This is a genomic window from Streptomyces dangxiongensis (assembly GCF_003675325.1).
Lineage (GTDB): Bacteria > Actinomycetota > Actinomycetes > Streptomycetales > Streptomycetaceae > Streptomyces > Streptomyces dangxiongensis.
Map to the genome: position 1 here is coordinate 37,707 of NZ_CP033073.1, position 18,987 is coordinate 56,693.

An 18,987-nucleotide genomic window follows, 5' to 3' on the forward strand; every position below is an offset into this window, starting at 1 on the left:
TTTCATCGTTCGTGCGCGGCGGGCTGCGCGGGTACCGTCCCGGAGGACCGGCCGGAGCGGGCGGCCGCGACCATCACCTGGCCCAGGGCGATGCCGCCGTCGTTGGTGGGGACCAGGCGGTGGGCGTGTGCGGACAGGCCGGCGGCGCGCAGTTCGAGCAGCGAGTTGACGAGCAGGAACTCGTTGAGGAAGACGCCCCCGGAGAGGACGACCCGGTCGGTGCCGGCGGCCCGGCACTCCTCGGTGCCCCGGTCGCGGACGAGTCCGACGACGGCCGAGTGGAAGCGGCGGCTGATCTCGGCGGTGCCGAGCCCAGCGGTGAGGTCGGCGGCGATCGCCCGGATCACCGGCCGGAAGTTGATCTCGGTGGTGTGCTCGCCGGGGGCGGAGTCGGCGGCGGGTGCGAAGGCGAAGGCGTACGGCTCCGCGAGAGCGAGGTCGCGGCCGAGGAGTCCTTCGAGTTCGATGGGGCCCTGGGCCTCGTACTCCGCGCGTGAGCAGACGCCGAGGAGGGCGGCGACGCCGTCGAAGAGGCGGCCCATGCTGGAAGCCGGGGGCGCGTTCACGCCGCGGCGGGCCATCGTGGCGTACACGTGCCGTTCCTGCTCGGTGAGTTCACCGAGGACGGGGAAGGCGGCGAGGACCGCGTCCGCCTCGTGTCCGAAGGCGTCGAGGGCCAGGGCGTAGGCCGTGCGGATCGGTTCGTGGACGGCCTTGTCGCCGCCGAGCAGCGGGATGTGGCGCAGCCGGGCGGTGCGGCGGACCTCGGTGTAGTCGCCGAGCAGGAACTCGCCGCCCCAGATGGTGCCGTCGGTGCCGTAGCCGGCGCCGTCGAAGACGACGCCGAGGGTGGTGCCCTCGATCCGGTTCTCCGCCATGCAGGAGGCCATGTGGGCGTGGTGGTGCTGCACCGCGACCACCTCGGCACCCTCCTCCGCCTCGGCGAGGATGTGCGAGCGGAAGGAGGGGTGCAGGTCGCAGGCGATGAAGCGGGGTTTCAAGCCGTACAGTTCGGCGAGGTGGACGGCGGTCTGCCGGTGCGAGGCGAAGGTCTCGTCGTTCTTCAGGTCACCGATGTGCTGGCTGACGTACACCTCGTCGCCGGAGCCGAGGGCGATCGTCGTCTTCAGCTCGGCGCCGTAGGCCAGAACCGGCTCGGGGAGCGTGTCGACCGTCACCGGGTACGGGGCGTAGCCGCGCGAGCGGCGCAGGAAACTGATGACGGGCTCGTCGAAGCCCGGGTGGTCGGTGCAGCGGACCACGGAGTCGTCCACCCGTATGTGGATGTCCCGGTCGTGGTGGAGAACCAGGTCGGCCACCTCGAAGAGCTGGGCGAGCGCGTCCTCGTTGCGGTGGACGATCGGATAGCCGGAGACGTTGCCGCTGGTCATCACGAGGACGTCGAGTGCGGGGTGGTCGAGCAGCAGGTGGTGCAGCGGCGCCGAGGGCAGCATGACGCCGATGTTCGGGTTGCGCGGGGCGACGGCCTCGGGCAGGGCGCCGGGCGCCTTGCGCAGCAGGACGATCGGCCGGGCCGGGGACTGGAGCAGTTCGGCTTCGGCCGGGCCGTGGGCGGCGATCCGGCCGACCGTGCCGAGATCCTCGGCCATCACCGCGAAGGGCTTGGAGTCGCGCTTCTTGCGGCGCCGCAGCCGGGCCACGGCCCCGGCGTCGCGGGCGTCGACGGCCAGGTGAAAACCGCCGACGCTCTTGACGGCGACGATCCGGCCGGCGGCGAGCGCCTCGACGGCCGCGGTCATGGCCGCGTCCGCCTCGGCGAGGACCCCGTCCGGAGGACCGGACAGGGTGACCTGGGGCCCGCAGGCCGGACAGGCGTTGGGCTGCGCGTGGTACCGGCGGTCGCCCAGGTCCTCGTACTCACGCCGGCACTCCTCGCACATGACGAAGGAGGTCATGGTGGTCTGCGCCCGGTCGTATGGCAGGTCCCGGATGATCGAGTACCGGGGACCGCAGTGGGTGCAGTTGGCGAACGGGTAGCGGTGGCGGCGGTCGCCCGGGGCGCGCACCTCGGCCAGGCAGTCCGGGCAGACGTGCGAGTCCGGGGGGACGATCGTCCGGGCGTCGCCGCCCCGGACGCTCTCCCGGATGGTGAAGTCCGCGGGCGCGTCGGCGCCCGCGGACGTCTCCTCGACCCGTACCTCGTTCACCCGGGCGAGCAGGGGCGCCCGGTCCCGCAGGGCACGGGCGAAGGCGGTCAGAGGCTCGGGGGTCCCGTACACCTCGGTGAGGACACCGAGGGAGTCGTTGAGCACCCATCCGGTGAGTCCCAGCTCGTGGGCGAGCGTGTGGACGAAGGGGCGGTAGCCGACCCCCTGCACGACGCCCTCGACCCTGATGAGCCACCGCTCGGACGGGCCCGGCCCCGTGCCGCCGGCGACGCGGGTGTCACCGATCGCTCCGGTCCCGACGGGCCCGCCGATCTCCCTGGCGGAGTTCTCCGACCGCATCCCTGCTCCCCGTCCTCTCAGCAAAGGCGCGGGAGTTCCGCGCCCTTGAGTTCCTCGATCTCGCTGATCCGGCCGTCCGTGCCGACCATCTCGACGGCCTTCTCGGCCCGCTCGGTGATCTCGCCGATCAGCACGGCCCGGCGCCCGTACTCGTGCGCGTGCAAGGTCTCCAGCACGGCGTCGACGGCGTCCGGGGCCACGAACAGCGCGAGGCAGCCCTCGTTGGCGGCGTTGATGGGGTCGATGCCGAGCATGTCGGCGGCCATCCGCGTCTCGTGGTCGATGGGCAGCGCGCTCTCCTCGATACGCACCGCCCGCCCGAGCGCCGACGAGTACTCGTGGAGGACGGCGGAGAGGCCGCCGCGGGTCACGTCCCGCATGGAGCGGACCGCACCGGCCGGGACCTTGTCGCGGAGGCTGTCGATCATGCCGTTGAGCGGGGCGCAGTCGCTGACCACGCGCTGCTCGAAGCCGAGACCCTCGCGGACCGAGAGCAGGTGGATGGTGTGGTTGCCGATCGGGCCACTCAGGATGATCCGGTCGCCGACCTCCACGTCGGTCATCCGCTTCGGCTCCTCGTGGAAGACGCCGATGCCGGTGGTGTTGAGGAAGATGCCGTCGGCCTCGCCCTCACCGACGACCTTGGTGTCGCCGGCGACGATCTTCACGCCGGCCTCGCGGGCGGTGTCGCGGATCGAGACCAGGGCGCGGTGGAGCTGTGCGATGGGCAGCCCGGTCTCCAGGATCATGGCCAGGGTCAGGTAGAGCGGCTGGGCACCGACGACCGCGAGGTCGTTGACGGTGCCGCAGACCGCGATCTTGCCGATGTCGCCGTTGCCGAAGAACGGCGGGTCGACGACAAAGGAGTCAGTGGTCATGGCGATCCTGCCGACCGAGATCGGCAGCACCGCGCTGTCCTCCATCTCGCCGATGTAGACGTCGCCCAGGACGCCCACGACGAACTCGACGAGTTCCCGGCTGAGCCGGGCCCCGGTCCCATGGTCGAGGACGATGTGCTGATCCAGAAGGGATTCCGTGCCGGTGCTCAACCAAGCTCCCAAAATCGGTGCGTACGTACGGTGCGGGGCTGCCGTGCGGCAGCGCGGCCGAGGCCGCGGGGCCGTCAGGGGACGAGGAACTCCTTGCGCGGCAGGTCCTTGTCGGAGTCGAGGAGGGCGATGATCTCCTCGGAGGTGGCGATGGTGGCGCAGTAGCCGTCCATCCACTCCAGGGCACGGGTCTTGTCCTGCTCGCGGGCGGAGACGACGCAGTCGCTCGGCACCCAGACCTTGTAGCCGCGGAAGAAGGCGTCGGCGGCGGTGGTCTGGACGCAGATCTGGCTCTGCATGCCCGTGATGATCACGGTCTCCACGCCGAGGGCCTGGAGGCGCTCGTGCAGGTCGGTCTCGTAGAAGCCGCTGTCCTTGTTCTTCTCCAGGACGATGTCGCCCTCGTCGAGGAAGGCCGGGACGATCGCGGCGCCCTCGGTGCCCTGCTGCACCGGAAGCCAGCCGTCGTAGCGCTCGGCGATCGGGTCGTCCGGCAGGTTGATCAGCTGCAGGTGGACGACGTGGTGGCCGCGCTCGCGCATCGCCTTCAGGAACCCCGAGAAGGCCGGCGTCGCCGCGTCGACGGCGTCGATGCGCTCCTGGTTCTTGTTGATCAGGTCGGCCTGGAGGTCGTTGGTGAGGACGGCGATCTTACTCATGGGTCTCCTCGGAGGGCGGTGGACGATACGAGGGCTTGTACGCGCCTCACGGTCGGAACGAAGGTCCCGCCGGCACAGCGTCCGGCAACAGTCGGGGGAACCACTGACGGGTGGGGGTGCCGGGCGGTTCAGCGGAGGGCTGGGGCGGTGGGGTCCGCGGCCATCGCCGCGATCACCTCGTGGAACTCGGCGGCGAGTTCCTCGATCCGATCGGGCGAGAACAGGTCGTCGCGGCAGATCCACACGGTGTGTGGGCGGGTGCCGCCGTGCCGCAGCCGGACGCTCAGCGGCCGGTAGGCGTACGGGAAGGGCGGAGTGAGGGGCTCCACGCGCAGCCCGCCGCCCTCGAGCCCGGCGCGCACCTCCTCCTCGGTCGTGAACTGCACCCGGAAGAGGCGCCCGAGCAGCTCCGGGTCCGGGAGGTGGGGCTCCAGGAGGTGGGGCGGCAGCTCGTGCCGGGCGAAGCCCTCACGGGTGGCCTCCTCGACCCGGTCCAGGACTCCGGCATAGGTGGGATCCCCCGACAGGTCGACGCGGATGACGACGTCGTTGGAGAAGTCGGCCACGAGGTCCTGGACGTCGGTGGTGTCGCGGTACGAGACGGGGGTGCGCAGACAGATGTCGCGCTGGCCGGACCGGCGGGCGAGGAGCAGCTGGAAGGCGGCGAGACCCACGGTGTTGAGGGTGGTGCGGCGCCGGGCCGTCAGCCGGGACAGAGCTTCGAAGACCGGCTCGGGCATGGCGATGTCCACGGCCCGGCCGAGCTGCCGGGGGGCGTCTGCCGGGACGCGGTCGGAGGGCAGGACGACGGGTTCGGCCCCGGCCAGCCGGTCGGTCCAGTACGCGGTGAGCTCATCGCCCCGCGGCCCGGCGACCAGCTCGCGGTGGCGCCGGGCGAACTCGGCGAATCGGGTGGGGAGTCCGGGCAGCCTGTCGCCCTCGCCGAGGTAGAGCGCCCACAGGTCGCGAACGAGGATCTCCAGGGTGCGCCCGTCGCCGACCATGTGGTGGAGGACGACGAGGACCGCGTGGTCGTCGGGGCCGAAGCGCAGCAGCCGCATCCGTACGGGCGGAGCCGACGCCAGGTCGAAGGGGCGGTCGACCTCCGCGCGGACGATGTCCGGGTACGCGTGGGGTTCGGCGTCCGCGGTGTCCAGGGGCAGGCGTACGGAGGGGGCGACGATCTGGGTGAGGTGTCCGTCCTCGATCCGGTAGGTGCTGCGGAGGGTCTCGTGCCGGTCCGCGAGCGCGTCCCACGCGGCGCGCAGCCGTTCGGTGTCGAGCGGTCCGTACAGCCGGACACCGGCGGTGAGCAGGGGGGCGGTCCGCTCGGGGGAGAGCGAGTCCCACAGGCCCTCCTGCGCGAGGGAGGCCCGGAACCGCAGCTCCCCTCCTTCCGGCGCGGAGGAGGCCCCGGCGGCCTCTGCGGCCCCGGCGGTCTCTGCGGCTCCGGCCATCCCGGCGAGGAGGTTCTCCTCGTGGCGGACACGTCCGGGGGACGGGGCGGTGCCCGGCGGCTCCTCGGGGGTGCCGGGGCCGGCGAGCCGCCGGTAGACGGTGGCGGAGACGGCGGCCACCGTGAAGTCGCGGTACAGATCGTCCCGTACCGAGATCTCCACGGGGAAGGCGTCCCGCAGCCGCGCCGCGAGCCGGACCGCGGTGAGGGACTGACCGCCCAGGTCGAAGAAGTTGTCGTGGACACCGACCTCCTCGCTCCCGTCGAGCAGCTCGGCCCAGATCCGGGCCACCTCCCGCTCGATCGGGGTGCGGGGCGGGACGAACGGCGCGGGAAGCTCGTCCTCCGGCGGGGCGGCGCCCGCCTCGGGGAGGACCGGGGTCTCGGGGAACGCGGGAAGCTCGTCCTCCGGTGCGACGGCCGCCAGCAGCTCCGGCAACGGCAGCTCCGGCAGCCGCGCCGCCCGGGCGTACAGCTCGCCGAGGTGGCGGGCGAAACGCTCGGCGGCGGCCTGGCCGAACAGCGCGGTGTCGTACTCCAGGACCGCCTCGTACCCGCCGCCCACCGGCCGGACGTCGAGCACCAGACCGGCCTTCGCGGTCGTCACCGGCGACGGCAGCAGCTCCATGGTGAGCCCCGCGACCCGCCAGCTCGCCGGACGGGGCGACTGGAGCACGAACATCGCGCCGGACGCGAGGCGTTCGGCGCCCGCCCCGCCGTGCCGCCGCAGCTCCTCCACGGCCCGCTCGAACGGCAACTCCCGCCGGTCGAAGTCGTCCAGGCAGCCCGCCCGGACCCGGTCGAGGAGCGCGGAGAAGCCGGGGGCGCCGGACAGGTCGGTGCGCAGCAGCAACGGATTGACGAAGTAGCCGACGAGCCTTTCCAGTTCGGGCCGGTCACGGCCCTCGGTGGGAGAGACGACGGTGATGTCGTCCTGCCGGAACCAGCGGGAGAGCAGCGCCTGGTACCCCGCGAGGAGCACCATGAAGGCGGTCGCTCCTCGATGGTACGCCAGCTTCTCCAGAGCGCGGGCAGTGACGGCAGGCAGCGTGAAGTGGTGTGCGGCGCCCCGAGGTCCGCCGTCCGGGACTTGTCCCGTCGCGGGCGTGAACGGCAGCGGGACCACGCCCGCGAGCCGCTTTGCCCAGTAGCCGGTCAGGGACTCCAGGTGGTCGCCGCTGAGCCGGTCGCGCTGCCAGACGGCGAAGTCGGCGTACTGGATGGGGAGTTCGTCGTACTCCGGCTCGACTCCGGCGACCCTGGCCGCGTAGCCGAAGGTGAGTTCCTCCAGGAGGACGGCCGAGGAGGTGGCGTCGGTGACGATGTGGTGGACAGCGAGGACCGCGAGGTGCTCCTGGGGCGCGAGGCGCAGCAGGTGGAAGCGGAGCAGCGGCCCCTCGGCGAGGTCGAACGGACGGTGGAGCAGTTCGTGGACGGCGTCCGGTATAGCCTCCACGGCGAGTTCACGCACGGGAACGTCGAGGGTCAGCCGGGGCAGCACGACCTGTGTCAGGGTGTCGCCCCTCAGCTCGAAGACGGTCCGCAGGGACTCGTGCCGGTCGACGACCGCGTCGAGGGCCCCGGTCAGGGCGGGCACGTCGAGCGCGCCGGTGAGCCGGAAGACCGCAGTGACGTGCTGGGCCGAGTCCTCACGGGCCAGCCGGCTCCGCAGCCACAGACTGTGCTGCCCCAGTGACGCGGGCCCCGCCCACGGTTCGTCAGCCATCGGTCAGTCCTCCTGGGGAGAGCGGTGTACGCGGGATGCACGGCCACGCGTACGCGGCCGCCGCCGGTGACCGGCCGGTTCCGGCTCACTGCCGGTCCTGGTCACCGCCGGTCCTGATGCCGGTCCCGGTCACCGCCGGTCCCGAAAAGCGCCGCCCGCGGGCCCGCGTCATCGTGTCAGGGCCCACCGGGCCGCAGCTATCGGGAGTTCTCCCGACTCACCGCCCCCTGGCCCCCTTGGTCAGCATCAGGTGTCCGGAGGGCCGGCCTCACATCTCAGCGAGGGGATATGCACACCATGTCGGAGAAGACCGCAGCGCCCGATCCGTCGGCGGCCACCGCGTCGGCGGAGCTGGCGGGGCAGGGCTGGCACCTGCAGAGCGCGGACACCGTGTCGCGGCTGCTGGGCGTCGGCGACGCCGAATGGGCGGCATACGCGGACCACTGGGACGACCTCGTCCTCGACACGTACATGAAAGACGGCGGCACCTACCGCAACCGGCGCTACGGGCACTTCCGGCTCGATGCCGACGGGCTGACCCGGCTGGCGCACGGCCCCTACCGCCAGGAGTCGGCGGTCAACCCGCTCAACGGCGGGATCGACCGGCACTTCGAGCCGCTGACCGACGGCTTCCTCGCCAACCCCATCACCGACGGTGTCGTGCGGATGCTCGGCGAGATCTTCTCCGCCGCCGAGGGCATCGGCGCCTGGGACGTGAAGCTGCACCCCTTCCGCATCGTCACCAGTGCCGCCCAGGTCGGCAAGCCCGCCCCGCAGGGCCGGCACCGGGACGGCTCCACCTTCGTGACCTCGCTGCTCGTGCGCCGGAACAACGTGGAAGGCGGCGAGAGCTCTCTGTACAGCGACGACGACGAGTTGCTGTTGCGCTCGACGCTCTCCCGCCCCGGCGACCAGCTACTCGTGGACGACCGGCGGCTGCTGCACGACGTCACCGCGCTGCGGGCCGTCGACCCCGCTCTGCCGGCGTACCGGGACGTGCTGATCGTCGACTTCGACCGCCTGCCCGCCTGACCGGCGCCCCACCGGCCCCGCAAGCCCGGCACAGCCCACCGGCCTCGGCACCCCCCGGGCCTTCCGCCCGACTGCGCCACCCACGACCGATGACGGAGGCTCCATGAATCGCCGGGACGAACTGCGGCGTGTCCTCGACGACATGACGCCTGCCCAGCGGGCGAAACTCGCCCGCCACCTCGCGCAGCGCCGGGAACAGCGGGGCGAGACCGCCCTTCCGATACTGCCCCGCACCGACGGCGCCGGACGCTTCCCGGCCTCCCCCGGCCAGGAACGCATCTACTTCCTCCACGAACTCGACCCGGACGCCCGGGCCTACATCATGCCGGTCGTCGTCCGGCTGCGCGGCCGGCTCGACGAGACGGCCCTGGCCGAGGCGCTGCGGGCGGTGGTGCGCCGCCATGAGGCGCTGCGCACCGGCTTCGAGGCCGACCCGGCCCTCGGCATGGTCGCACAGGTCGTCCGGCCCGCCGACGGGGCCGCGATCGAGCTCCTGACGGGGACGGCACGGGAGGACGAACTCCCCCGGCTCATGGAGGAGCTGGTCCGGCCCCGCTTCGGCCTGGCGAAGGACCTGCTGCTGCGGGCCGCGCTGTGGCGGACGGAGGGCACCCCCGGCGAGACTCCGGATGGGGCCTGGACCCTCGGGCTCGTCCTGCACCACATCGTCGCCGACGGCTGGTCCCTCGGTGTGCTCGTGAAAGACCTCGCCGCCGCCTACACGGCCCTGGTCACGGACGGAACCGGCGCGGCGCTGCCGTCCGGACCCGGCGCGCAGTACGCGGACTTCGCCGCCTGGCAGCGGGAGTGGCTCGCCGGTGACGGGCCCGCGCCCCAGCGCGCGTACTGGCGCAAGGCGCTCCGGGGCGCGCCCGTGCTGAGTGTCCCGGGCGACCGGGTCCCCCCGGCGCAGCGGACCTTCGACGGCTCCTCGGTTCCGCTGCCCCTGCCCGCACCGCTGGAAGCCGCGCTGACCCGGGTCGGCCGCGAGGAACAGGCCACGCTCTTCATGGTGCTGCTCGCCGCGTACGCGTACGTGCTGCACCGATGGTCCGGCGAGGACGACGTCGTCGTCGGCACCCCGGTCGCCGGTCGCGGACTGCCGGAGACCGAGACCATGTTCGGCTTCTTCGTGAACACACTCGCCCTGCGGGTGGACCTCGCCGGGGCCGGCACCTTCCGGGAGCTGGTGCGCCGGGTCCGCGACGTGTGCCTCGAGGGCTTCGCCCACCAGGACCTGCCCTTCGAGCAGGTCGTCCAGGAACTCGACGGCGACCGGAAGGGCGGCCGCTCGAACCTGGTCAACGCCCTGCTCACGCTGACGAACGTGCCACTCGGACCGCTGCGGCTGCCCGGAGTGGAGGTCGTCGTCCCCGAGCAGCCTCGCTCCGGCACCGATCTCGATCTGAGCCTGGAGTTCACCCCCGTCGACGGCGGCGGCCTGGAGGGCTGGCTGATCTACTCGACCGACCTGTTCGAGCGGTCCACCGCCGAGCGGATCGCCGGGGCCGTCCGCCAGGTGCTCGACACCGTCGCCGAGGCCCCCGCCGGGCTTCCCCTGCACGCGGTCCCCGTGATGACCGACGCCACCCGCGAAGAGCTGCTCCACCGCACCAGCGGCCGCGCCACCGCCCCGTACCCGGGCCGGCCACTCGCCGACTGGTTCAGCGACCGCGTCGACGAGGCCCCGGACCGCACCGCCCTGGTGGTGGACGCCGCGGGCGCCGACCCCGCCGCCTGCGAGACTCTCGGCTACGCGGAGCTGGACGCCCGCGCCAACCGACTCGCCCACTGGCTGCGGCGTAGCGGCCTCGCCACGGAGGACCGGATCGGCATCTACCTGGACCGGGGAACGGAGCTGGTCACCGCGATCCTCGGCGTCCTCAAGGCCGGCGGCGTGTGTGTCCCGCTCGACCCCGACCACCCCGAGGACCGGCTCGCGGGCCTGGTCGACGACTGCCGGCCCCGGTTCGTCCTCACCGATACCGAACGTGCCGGGCGTTTCCACGCCCTGCCCGGCAACGGCGGCCCCGACGTCGTCGCCCTGAACGCGCTCGGCACCGCCCTGGACGCCGAGCCCGCGACCCGGCCCGAGGTGCCGATCGCACCCATGGGCGCCGCGTACATGCTCTACACCTCCGGCTCCACGGGCCGCCCCAAGGGCGTCGTCCTCACCCACCACGGCCTCGGCAACCGGTTGCGCGGCATGTGCGACGCGCTCGCCTTCACCCCCGACGACACCGTCCTGCACAAGAGCACCATCAACTCCGACCCCGCCCTGTGGGAGCTGCTCGTCCCCCTGTTCTCCGGGGCCCGGGTCGTGCTCGCCCTGCCGGGCCGCAACACCGAACCGGCCTATGTGCACGATGTCCTGGCCCGCCACCGGGTCACCGCCTGCGACTTCGTCCCCTCGCTGCTGCACCCCGTGCTCGCCCGGCCCGGCTTCGCCGAGGCCGCCGCCGACCTGCGCGTCCTGCTGTCCGGCGGCGAGGAACTTCCCCCGGACCTGGCCACGAGAATCCTCACACTGGTTCCCGGGGTCGAACTGTACAACTGCTACGGGCCGACCGAGGCCAGCCTCGACGTCGCCGTGCAGCGGGTCACGCTCCCCGTGACCGGCCCGGTGCCGATCGGCGCCCCCGTCACCGGCGCGGAGCTGTACGTCCTGGACGAACGCGGCCGTCTCCAGCCACCCGGCGTCCCCGGCGAACTCCTGATCGGTGGCGTCCAGATCAGCCGCGGCTACCTCGGGATGCCCGGCCGGACAGCCGCCAGCCACGTGCCGCACCCGTTCCGCGCCGGCGAGCGGCTCTACCGCACCGGCGACCTCGCCCGCTGGCGGAGTGACGGCGCCCTCGACTACCTGGGCCGGATCGACCGTCAGGTCAAGATCCGCGGCTATCGGGTCGAACCGGGCGAGGTCGAGACCGCGCTCCGCGCCCACCCTGCCGTCGACCAAGCCGCCGTCGCGGCCCGGCCGCGCCCCGAGGGCGGACACGTACTCGCCGCCTACCTCACCCTCGTCCCCGGTACGGCGGACGCCCCGGCGCCCGAGGCGCTGCGCCGCCACCTCGCCGGCCGGCTGCCGACGCCGATGCTGCCGTCCTCTTTCACGGTCCTGGACGACCTCCCGCGCAACGCCAACGGCAAGACCGATCTGCTCAGGCTCCCCGCCCCCGCCGAGGCTGCCTCACGCCGGGCCGACCGGGTCTCGCCGAGCGGCCCGCTGGAGACGGTGCTCGCCGGCATCTGGGCGCAGACTCTCGGGCAGGCCGAACTCGGTGTCGAGGACGACTTCTTCGACCTCGGCGGACACTCCCTGATGGCCACGCTCGTGGTCTCCCAGGTCCGCGAGCTGTTCCGCGTCGAGTTGCCCCTGCACTTCTTCATCCAGGCGCCCACGATCGCCGCGCTCGCGCGGATGGTGCGCGCCCAGGGCATCGAGGCGGGGGTCGACACCGACCGCGTCGCCGAACTCGTGCTCCAGGTCCAGCGGATGTCCTCCGGCGAGGTCACCGCCCAGTTGCGGGACTGAGATGACTTCCGGACGATTCGCACCCGGCTTCCGCCGCCTGTGGGCGGCGACCTTCGTCTCGGGGCTCGGCGACGGCTCCCGGCTGGCCGCGCTCGCTGTCCTCGCGGCGACCCTCACAGACGATCCGCTGGAGGTCGCCCTCGTCACCGTCGCCGCCCGTGTGCCCTGGGTCCTCGTCGGGCCTTTCTCGGGGGCCCTCTCCGATCTGCTGCCACTGTGGCGCACGATGTGGCTGTGCGACGTGGCACGGGCGGCGGTGATGGCTCTCCTCGTCGGGCTGCTGCTCACCGGACACGCCTCCATCCCGGTCCTGGTGGGCGTGTCCTTCGTCCTCAGCTCGATCGAGACGCTCGCCGAGAACCTGGCGCAGGCCGCCGTCCCCGAGGTGACCGGCACGGCCCCGCTGGAGACCGCCAACAGCCGGATCATGGGCGGCCAGCTCGTCGCCACCGAGTTTCTCGGCGCCCCGCTCGGCACTGCCCTGTTCGTGCTGACGGCGGCGCTTCCCTTCGCCGTCGACGCCGTCACCTTCGCGCTCGCCGCCGTGCTCGTGATGACCGTACGGCCCGCCCACGCCTCCGCCCGGGAGCGACCGGAGGCGGCCCGGCCCGGCGAGGTGTGGCGGGGCGCGGCCGAGGGCGCGCGCTGGCTGTGGCGCCACCGCACCCTGCGCACGATGTGCTTGCTGGTCGGCGTGCTGAACTTCTGCATCGTCGCGGTCATGGGCATCGCCGTGCTGTACGCGGTGAAGATCCTGCACATCACGCCCGGGGCGTACGGGACGGCGCTCGTGGTCATCGGCGCGGGCGGTCTCGCGGGGGTGCTGCTCGCGCCCCGGTGTGTCGCGGCACTCGGCCGTGGCGGCACGCTCAAGCTGGCCTTCGGGCTGTGTCCGGTCCCCTTCCTGATCGCCGGTCTCGCCTCCCACCCCCTGCTGGCGGGCGGCGGACTGCCCCTGGTCGGCGCGAGTGTGTCGTTGGCGACGGTGGTCACCACCTCGGTACGCCAGGAGGTCATCCCGCCGCTGCTGTTCGGCCGGGTCAACGGCGCGTACCGGCTCATCGTGAACGGTCTCTCCCCGGTCGGCGGATTCGTCGGCGGCGTCGTCGCCGGCGCCTTCGGGCTGCGTGCCCCGTTCCTGCTTTCCGGAGCCGCCCTGACCGTGGCCGCGGTGGTCGCCCTACGGGGCCGCTTCGCGACCGGGACCGGGCCCCCCACCGGTGCCGCCCGAAAGAAGCCCGCCGCGACACGGCAGAACGGGAGAAAAGCATGACCCCCGACCACACCGAGCCCTCCCCGTCCGCCACGGCCGAGCCGGAGTCCGGTGGACCGGGCGGCGGCGGGGCGGGCCGGACAGCGCCGGGCCCGGTACGACGGCGGCCCCCGTGGCGGGCCCGGTGGGCGTCCTTCCTCGTCGCCGGCCTCGCCGTGCTCGTCGCCGTGGCCGGCCTCGCCGGGGTCCTCACCGTGCCCGCTCCCGCCCCGGCCGACGCCCCCGCGGGGGCGTTCTCCGCCGGGCGGGCCGCCGCCACCGTCGAGGAGATCTCCGCCGCCCCGCACCCCGTCGGCAGCACGGAGCACGACCGGGTACGGGACCACCTCGTCGCGGAGCTGAGCGCGCTGGGACTGCGCCCGGAGGTCCGGTCCACGGTCTCCGCCGACACCGGCAACGGGGCCGCCATGGTGGCCCGCGTGGAGAACGTGTACGCCTCCCTGCCGGGCACCGCGCCGACCGGCCGGGTCCTGATCGTGGCCCACTACGACTCCGCCGAGGTCAGCCCCGGCGCGTCCGATGACGGCATCGGCGTCGCCACGATCGTCGAGGTGGCGCGGGCCCTCACCACGGGAAGGGCCCCCCGCAACGACATCGGCTTCCTCCTCACCGACGCGGAGGAGCCCGGCCTCATGGGCGCCCGCGGCTTCACCGCCGCGGGCGGCGGACTCGGCGACCCGGCCGGGACCGTCGTCCTCAACCTAGAGGCCCGGGGCACCTCGGGCCCGGTGGCGATGTTCGAGACGGGCAAGCACGCGGGCGCGCTGCTGCCCGCCCTGACGGACCGCGTCCCCGTGGCGACCTCACTCGCCACCGCCGTCTACGAGATCCTGCCGCAGGACAGCGACTTCACCGTGCTCCGCGACGCCGGCGCCACCGGTCTCAACTTCGCGGTCCTGGACGGCTCCGCCTCCTACCACACCCCGCTGGACTCGGCCGACCGCGCGGACCGGGGCAGCCTCCAGGACATGGGGTCGGTCGTCCTCGCCGCCACGAGAAAGCTCGCGGCGGCCGACCTGCGACAGGTCCGCGAGAGCTCCGACGCCACCTGGTTCACCCTGCCGGGCCTCCTCGTCCGCTATCCGGCCGCGCTCGTGCTGCCGCTCGCGCTGCTCGCCGCCGCCGGGCTGACCGCCCTGCTCGCGTTCGCCCGGCGCCGCGGCACCGTACGGCTCCGGACCGTGGCGGCGGTCACGGCTGGCGTGCCGGGGCCGCTGCTGCTCGCGGCGGGCACCGGCTACGCCGCCTGGGAGGCGATGCTCCTGGTCCGGCCACACTACGCGGGCTTCAGCCTGGGCGCCCCGTACCGGGGCGGGCCCGCCGCCGCTGGTCTCGCCCTGTTCGCCGCCTGTCTGGTGCCGCTGTGGGCCCTGCGGGGCCGGCGCCGCGCCCGCGGGGCGGTGGAGACGGCGCTCGGGGTGCTCGTCTGGTTCACGCTGCTCGCCCTGGTCACCGCCGTCGCCGTGCCCGGCGCTTCGTACCTCTTCGTGTGGCCCGCCCTGACGGGCCTGGCGGGGGTGGCGGCGGCGCTGCGGCTGCCCGGGGACAGCCCGGGGGCGCCCGCGCTGTGCGCGCTGCCGCTCATCCCGGCGGCGGCGCTGATGCTGCCGGTCGCCGCGCTGCTGTTCTCCGCCGTGGGCCTCGCGCTCGCCTCGGTCCCGCTGGTCGTCGTGGTCCTCGCACTGCTCCCGGCCGCACCGCTGCTGCCCGGCGGGCGACGGCTTTCGAAGGAGCCGCCGGCCGCGGAAGGACGGACGGACGGACAGCCGACGCGAACCGGCGGGGCCCCTCGGCGCCGGCGTCTCCTCATGCCCTGCGCGGGGCTGCTCCTCGGCGTCGTGCTCATCGTGGGCGGCCTCGCGGCGGACGGCGTCGACGCCCGCCGCCCCAGTCAGGTGAGCCTGCTCTACGTACTGGACGCGGACACCGGCCGGGCCCTCTGGGCGAGCACGGGCCTGGGCACCCACCCCTGGGCCGACCGGCTGGTCGACGAGCACCACGCGCACCTCGAGGACGGTTTCCCGAACCTGGTCCGGCCCGAGTGGAGGACCGGCACCGCCCCGGCCGCGCGCGTGTCCCGGCCCACGGCACGGGTCCTGTCGACGGAACGCGCGGGTGACACCCGTACCGTACGCCTGCGGCTCGGCACCGAGGACGGCGCCGCCTCACGTCTGATGCTGTACGCGGACACCACGGGCACGACGGTGACCGAGGCCCGGGTGGAGGGCGTACATGTGCCGGGCGGCACCAACCGACCGACCGCCACGGGCCCGTGGAAGTGGGGCCTGATCCAGGTCGCCCCTCCGGCGGACGGCGTCGAGGTCACCCTCACGGTTCGGGGCACCGCCCCGCTGAGGCTCCGTCTGGTCGCGGAGACCCCGGGGCTGCCGGCCGCCGCGCTGGGCGAGAAGCCCGCCACCGTCAGCTGGTCGGCCGACTGGTCGGCGCTCACCCTGGCGGCACGGGCGTTCACGATCTGACGCCCGCGTCCCAGGGGTGGTCCGCCGATGACGGCGCCGGGCCCCGGGCGCTCACAACCGCTCGAAGCCTCGGCGCAGCTCCCAGTCGGTCACGGCGGCGTCGAAGGCGGCCACCTCGGTCCGGGCCATGTGTGCGTAGTGCCGCACCACCGGCTCGCCGAAAGCCGCCACGGGCAGCTCCGCCGACTCCCACAGGGCGAGCGCCTCCCGCAGCGCGCCCGGCACCCGGGGCGCGTCGGACGCGTAGGCGTTGCCCTGGAAGGGCTCGTCCAGGGAGAGCCCGCGGTCGATCCCGTCAAGCCCTGCCGCGATGAGCCCAGCGACGGCGAGGTACGGATTGACGTCGCCGCCCGGGACACGGTGCTCGATCCGCAGCGAGGAGCCGTGCCCGGCGAGCCGCAGGGCACAGGTCCGGTTGTCGACGCCCCAGGTCACGGCGGTGGGGGCGAAACTGCCGGGCTGGTAGCGCTTGTAGGCGTTGACGGTGGGCGCGAAGAGGAGGGTGAGGTCGCGAACGGCGGCGAGCTGCCCCGCGAGGAACATCTCGCCGATCCGCGAAAGCCCGTACGGTCGGTCACCCGCGAACACGGGTTCGCCGTCCTCGCCGCGCAGCGAGATATGGATGTGGCACGAGTTGCCCTCGCGCTCGTCGGGCTTGGCCATGAAGGTGATGCTGTGCCCCTCCTGCGCGGCGATCTCCTTGGCGCCCGTCTTGTAGAGCGTGTGGTTGTCACAGGTGGTCAGGGCGTCGGCGTACCGGAAGGTCACCTCGTGCTGGCCGAGGTTGCACTCGCCCTTGGACGCCTCCACGTACATGCCCGCCCCGGCCATCTCGGTACGGACGCGGCGCAGCAGCGGCTCGGTCCTGGACGTGCCGAGGACGGAGTAGTCGACGTTGTAGCCGGTGGCCGGGCGCAGCCCCCGGTACCCGCGCTGCCACGCCTCGTCGTACGAGTCCTGGTACAGCACGAACTCCAGCTCGGTGCCGACCATCGCCCGCAGCCCCCGCACGGCGAGACGGTCGGTCTGCGCCTTCAGGATCTGGCGGGGCGAGACGGCGACGGGCGGGCCGTCGGGCAGGGCGAGATCGGCGAGCGCGAGGGCGGTGCCGGGCTGCCAGGGGATCAGCCGCAGGGTGGAGAGGTCGGGCAGCAGCCGGAAGTCCCCGTACCCCTGCTCCCAGGAGGAGTTCGCGTAGCCCTCGACGGTCCGCATCTCGACATCGACGGCGAGCAGGTAGTCGCAGCCCTCGGCCCCGTGGGCGAGCACGTCGTCGAGGAAGAACTCGGCGGAGAACCGCTTCCCCTGGAGTCGGCCCTGCATGTCGGTGAAGGCCAGGACGACGGTGTCGATCTCGCCCGCGGCCACGCGGGCCTTGAGTTCGGCCGGGGTCAGCATGCCGCGTCGGCGTGCCATGGGGGTCTCCTTGGGGTCGGGCGGGGAGGGGAAGGGAGGGCGCGGGGTCCTCGATCGTGGCAAAAGGCCCTCGGTGCCAGGAGTCGGGGGAATCCCTCGCCCGCCCGGACAGGGGTGGTACCAGTCGGGGAGTCTCCCGACTTCAGGGGGCCGCCGGACCGGCGGATCATGCAGGAATGCCGGCAGAGGGCCGACAGGCCGGCCCGACCGCCCGAACCACCACCGGGAATCACCGTCCGGGAAGCACTGCCCCGGAACCAGCGCCCGGAACCACCGCCCCGAACCCCGCCCGGAACTGGAGAGACATGCCGAGCACCACCATCCTGTGCTTCCCGCCCGCCGGCGCGGGGCCGAGCTTCTTCAGGCCGTGGACCGCGCACGGGACGGACCTCCGGATCGAGCCGGTGGAGATCCCGGGCCGGGAGAAGCGCTTCGGCGAGCCCGAGCACACCGACATGGACGCCCTGCTCAAGGTCATCGTCCCCGAACTCCTCGCCACCGTCGCCGGATCGGAGCGGGTCGTGCTCTTCGGCCACAGCTTCGGCGCGGTGCTCGCGTACGAGGCGGCCCGGACCATGCTGGAGCGGGAGCCCGGCCTCGGTCTGACCCTCGTCGCCAGCGGCTCCACCCGCCCGGGCGTGGCACGCGGCGGCCGGATCACCGGGCTGCCCGACGACGAGTTCGTCGAGGGCGTCCAGCAGATCGCCGGCTACCGCCATCCGGCTCTGGACGAACCCGAGTTGCGCGAGCTGCTGCTGCCGCCGCTGCGGGCGGACGTGGCGATGCACGAGGGCCATGTGCACGACGAAAGCACCCCACCGCTGTCCGTTCCCGTCGTCGCGGTGCGCGGCGCCGACGACGAGATGGTCTCCGCCGAACAGGCCGGTGCGTGGCGGGAGATCACCACGGGCCGGTTCCGGATGACGGAGATCGAGGGCGGGCACATGTACCTGGTCGACGCCTGGCGACCGCTGCTCGACCTGATCGCCGGGCTGCCGGACGCCCCGGAACCTTCGGCATGAGCGGGCGCCTGGAGGGCAGGAAGGTCCTCGTGACCGGCGCGGCCCGGGGTGTCGGCCGGGCCTGTGCCACGGCCTTCGCGGCCGAGGGGGCCGATCTGGCCCTGGTCGACATCGCGGCCGACATCCCCGGGGTGCCGTACCCGCTCGCCTCGCCCAGCCAGCTCGACCACACGGCGGCGCTCTGCCGCGCGGCGGGCGCCTCCGTCCTCGTCCTGACCGCGGACGTCCGCGAACCGGCCGACGTGGACCGGGTGGTGGCCGAGACCACCGGGCGGTTCGGCGACATCGACGTCCTCGTCAACAACGCAGGGATCGTCGGCCCGTCGGGCCGGATCGTCCACGAGGTCACGGAAGAGGACTGGGCCGTGATGCTGGCGGTCAACCTCACCGCGCCCTGGCGGCTGACCAAGGCGGTGGGTGCGGCCATGGTCCGCAACCGCGGCGGCAGCATCGTGAACATCGCCTCCACGGCCGGGCTCGTCGGCTACCGCAACTTCGCGGGGTACGTGGCCTCCAAGCACGGTCTGGTCGGACTGACCAAGGCCGCCGCGCTCGACTACGCGCCCTACCGGGTCCGGGTCAACGCGGTGTGTCCCGGCTCCATCCGGGACGGTGGGCCGAACGAGGGCGTGATGCTCGCCGAGATCGGGCGCAGCCTGGGCATCACTCCCTCCGAGCAGGAGGACGCGTTCCTCACCCAGCAGCCCACGAACGCGCTGGTGGAGGCGGAGAGCGTGGCCGCAGCCGCGCTATGGCTTGCCTCCGACGAGGCGCGGCACGCCACGGGCAGCGTCATCACGGTCGACGGCGGCTACAGCATCCGCTGACCCCGAGCCGTCGCCGGACCACTGCCCCAGGCCCCCGCACCACC

At 73.4% G+C, this 18,987-nt stretch carries 11 protein-coding genes; 6 read left to right on the forward strand and 5 right to left on the reverse strand.

Annotation, left to right across the window (positions count from 1 at the left end):
- Positions 1 to 2 precede the first annotated feature (2 nt).
- From hypF to D9753_RS00490, 4 genes are all read right to left on the reverse strand, one after another.
- Positions 3 to 2,468, reverse strand: a complete 2,466-nt coding sequence (hypF, locus tag D9753_RS00475) for a carbamoyltransferase HypF (RefSeq protein ID WP_121785234.1) — start codon at positions 2,466 to 2,468, stop codon at positions 3 to 5.
- A gap of 17 nt (positions 2,469 to 2,485) precedes the next feature.
- On the reverse strand, positions 2,486 to 3,517 hold the full coding sequence (gene hypE / locus D9753_RS00480) for a hydrogenase expression/formation protein HypE (protein WP_240467963.1): 1,032 nt from the start codon (positions 3,515 to 3,517) through the stop codon (positions 2,486 to 2,488).
- Positions 3,518 to 3,591: 74 nt separating this feature from the next.
- Entirely contained in the window at positions 3,592 to 4,176 is a 585-nt protein-coding gene (locus tag D9753_RS00485) for a cysteine hydrolase family protein (RefSeq protein WP_121785235.1), read from the reverse strand.
- 128 nt (positions 4,177 to 4,304) lie between these two features.
- On the reverse strand, positions 4,305 to 7,358 hold the full coding sequence (locus tag D9753_RS00490) for a condensation domain-containing protein (protein WP_121785236.1): 3,054 nt from the start codon (positions 7,356 to 7,358) through the stop codon (positions 4,305 to 4,307).
- Positions 7,359 to 7,655: 297 nt separating this feature from the next.
- Here D9753_RS00490 and D9753_RS00495 point away from each other — a divergent pair, with 297 nt between their 5' ends.
- The 4 genes from D9753_RS00495 to D9753_RS00510 all read left to right on the forward strand — a co-directional run bounded on the left by D9753_RS00495 (position 7,656) and on the right by D9753_RS00510 (position 15,678).
- Positions 7,656 to 8,390 (forward strand): 2OG-Fe dioxygenase family protein, encoded by a 735-nt coding sequence (locus D9753_RS00495; protein ID WP_121790802.1) that lies wholly within the window; start codon positions 7,656 to 7,658, stop codon positions 8,388 to 8,390.
- Positions 8,391 to 8,493: 103 nt separating this feature from the next.
- Positions 8,494 to 11,925 carry a non-ribosomal peptide synthetase gene (locus D9753_RS00500; protein WP_121785237.1) on the forward strand — a complete coding sequence of 1,144 codons (3,432 nt, stop codon included), beginning with the start codon at positions 8,494 to 8,496 and terminating at the stop codon, positions 11,923 to 11,925.
- Position 11,926: 1 nt separating this feature from the next.
- A complete protein-coding gene (locus D9753_RS00505) occupies positions 11,927 to 13,198 on the forward strand; it encodes an MFS transporter (protein ID WP_121785238.1) in 1,272 nt (423 codons plus the stop codon).
- Positions 13,195 to 15,678: a M28 family peptidase gene (locus D9753_RS00510; protein WP_121785239.1), complete on the forward strand. Its 2,484-nt coding sequence runs from the start codon at positions 13,195 to 13,197 to the stop codon at positions 15,676 to 15,678. Before D9753_RS00505 ends, D9753_RS00510 begins: the two co-directional genes overlap by 4 nt.
- A 51-nt stretch (positions 15,679 to 15,729) precedes the next feature.
- Here the strand turns inward: D9753_RS00510 and D9753_RS00515 are convergent, their stop codons facing one another.
- A complete protein-coding gene (locus D9753_RS00515; RefSeq protein ID WP_121785240.1) occupies positions 15,730 to 17,094 on the reverse strand; it encodes a glutamine synthetase family protein in 1,365 nt (454 codons plus the stop codon).
- A 305-nt stretch (positions 17,095 to 17,399) separates the two neighbouring features.
- On the opposite strand from D9753_RS00515, the gene D9753_RS00520 reads away from it, so the two are divergent.
- On the forward strand, positions 17,400 to 18,116 hold the full coding sequence (locus tag D9753_RS00520) for a thioesterase II family protein (RefSeq protein WP_121785241.1): 717 nt from the start codon (positions 17,400 to 17,402) through the stop codon (positions 18,114 to 18,116).
- Positions 18,113 to 18,943 carry an SDR family oxidoreductase gene (locus D9753_RS00525; RefSeq protein WP_121785242.1) on the forward strand — a complete coding sequence of 277 codons (831 nt, stop codon included), beginning with the start codon at positions 18,113 to 18,115 and terminating at the stop codon, positions 18,941 to 18,943. Before D9753_RS00520 ends, D9753_RS00525 begins: the two co-directional genes overlap by 4 nt.
- Positions 18,944 to 18,987 lie beyond the last annotated feature (44 nt).

What these genes read in the sequence shown, in the direction of transcription:
- D9753_RS00520 (WP_121785241.1), top strand. Translation starts at nt 17,400, where the DNA reads ATGCCGAGCACCACCATCCTGTGCTTCCCGCCCGCCGGCGCGGGGCCG.
- D9753_RS00490 (WP_121785236.1), bottom strand. Translation starts at nt 7,358, where the DNA reads ATGGCTGACGAACCGTGGGCGGGGCCCGCGTCACTGGGGCAGCACAGT.
- D9753_RS00510 (WP_121785239.1), top strand. Translation starts at nt 13,195, where the DNA reads ATGACCCCCGACCACACCGAGCCCTCCCCGTCCGCCACGGCCGAGCCG.
- D9753_RS00500 (WP_121785237.1), top strand. Translation starts at nt 8,494, where the DNA reads ATGAATCGCCGGGACGAACTGCGGCGTGTCCTCGACGACATGACGCCT.
- D9753_RS00515 (WP_121785240.1), bottom strand. Translation starts at nt 17,094, where the DNA reads ATGGCACGCCGACGCGGCATGCTGACCCCGGCCGAACTCAAGGCCCGC.
- D9753_RS00495 (WP_121790802.1), top strand. Translation starts at nt 7,656, where the DNA reads ATGTCGGAGAAGACCGCAGCGCCCGATCCGTCGGCGGCCACCGCGTCG.
- D9753_RS00525 (WP_121785242.1), top strand. Translation starts at nt 18,113, where the DNA reads ATGAGCGGGCGCCTGGAGGGCAGGAAGGTCCTCGTGACCGGCGCGGCC.
- D9753_RS00505 (WP_121785238.1), top strand. Translation starts at nt 11,927, where the DNA reads ATGACTTCCGGACGATTCGCACCCGGCTTCCGCCGCCTGTGGGCGGCG.
- hypF (WP_121785234.1), bottom strand. Translation starts at nt 2,468, where the DNA reads ATGCGGTCGGAGAACTCCGCCAGGGAGATCGGCGGGCCCGTCGGGACC.
- D9753_RS00485 (WP_121785235.1), bottom strand. Translation starts at nt 4,176, where the DNA reads ATGAGTAAGATCGCCGTCCTCACCAACGACCTCCAGGCCGACCTGATC.